1 protein-coding gene is annotated in these 1,614 nt (G+C 50.2%); it reads left to right on the plus strand.

Annotated features, from left to right (window positions below):
- Positions 1-283: 283 nt before the first annotated feature.
- Entirely contained in the window at positions 284-1,609 is a 1,326-nt protein-coding gene (locus tag FV234_RS25755) for a UDP-glucose/GDP-mannose dehydrogenase family protein (RefSeq protein ID WP_147832433.1), read from the plus strand.
- Positions 1,610-1,614 lie beyond the last annotated feature (5 nt).

A 1,614-nucleotide genomic window follows, 5' to 3' on the forward strand; every position in this document is an offset into this window, starting at 1 on the left:
CCCATCATGCGGCGGCCTCGCGCCGACCGCGAAGAGAAGCGCGTGACCCGCGGAAGCGATACAGCCGGAACCCGAAAACGTCGATCAGGAGAAGCTTGCCTCACGAACCCCAATCAGAGAGGACTCTTAAACGACCCGACAGCGAAGCGCGCAGTATGCCGACCGAGGTTCTGCCCTTGGCTGTACGACCCAAATCAAATAGCTTGCGAGAAACACGGTTTGGCTCATCCATGTCGGACCGCGTAATTTTTCCCACGGCAAATAATAATCGAGAGGTGATGTATTGCGTGTCGCAATAATTGGATCTGGCTACGTGGGCCTCGTTTCGGGCACCTGTTTTGCTGATTTCGGTCACGACGTCGTGTGCGTCGACAAAGATGAGGCTAAAATCGAGGCCCTAAGAAGTGGGTTTATTCCCATTTTTGAGCCAGGTCTCGAGGTGCTCGTAAATAATAACATCAAATGTGGTCGATTATCCTTTACAACTAATCTGCACGAAGCCGTTCCTACTGCTGACGTCGTTTTGATCGCGGTTGGTACACCTTCGCGTAGAGGTGATGGACATGCAGATTTATCATATGTTTATGCAGCAGCACATGAAATTGCCTCAATGATAAACGACTTTACTGTCGTGGTCACCAAGTCGACGGTTCCAGTTGGGACTGGCGACGAAGTAGAGCGTATTATCCGCGAATCTCGCCCAGATGCAGAATTTTCCGTTGTTTCCAATCCCGAGTTTTTGCGAGAGGGCGCTGCAATCGAGGATTTTAAGCGTCCAGATCGAATTGTAATTGGGGTCAACGATAGCCGCGGGGAGCTTGTTATGGCCGAACTCTATCGGCCGCTCTTTCTTAACGCTGCCCCAATTATGAATACAAACCGCCGAACAGCTGAGCTCATCAAATATGCAGCCAACTCTTTTCTAGCAACTAAAATTACATTCATTAATGAGATCGCAGATTTGTGCGAGCAAGTCGGAGCTGACGTACAAGAGGTAGCTCGTGGCATCGGCCTAGACAATCGCATAGGAGGTAAATTCCTACACGCTGGTCCAGGCTATGGAGGGTCATGTTTTCCAAAGGATACGTTGGCACTCGTCAGAATCGCTCAAGATTACGGCGTATCGGTACGTATTATCGAAACCGTCGTAGCAGTAAACGAAGGCCGCAAGCGTGCTATGGCCCGTAAGGTGATCACCGCGTGCGAAGGTTCGGTGCGGGGAAAAAGAATCGCATTGCTAGGCTTAACTTTCAAGCCCAACACTGACGACATGCGCGATGCTCCTTCACTTGCAATTGTTGCAGGCCTCCAAGATGCTGGTGCGGAGATCCAGGCCTACGACCCTGAGGGAATGGAGCAAGCTAAGCTGCTTTTGCCCAATATTGCCTATGCAGATAACCCATACGATTGCGTGCAAGGTGCCGACGCACTGGTTATTGTCACTGAATGGGACGCCTTCCGGGCACTTGATCTTGATCGCCTTAAGCGCAATATGAATGAACGTGCAGTTATGGTGGATTTGCGTAATGTCTATCGTCGCGATGAGGTGTGCAAGCATGGATTTACATATTTCAGCATCGGCAGCCCCAAATGTTTTAGTGACCAGTAAATATT

This window comes from Methylobacterium sp. WL8 (assembly GCF_008040045.1).
Classification (GTDB): domain Bacteria; phylum Pseudomonadota; class Alphaproteobacteria; order Rhizobiales; family Beijerinckiaceae; genus Methylobacterium; species Methylobacterium cerastii.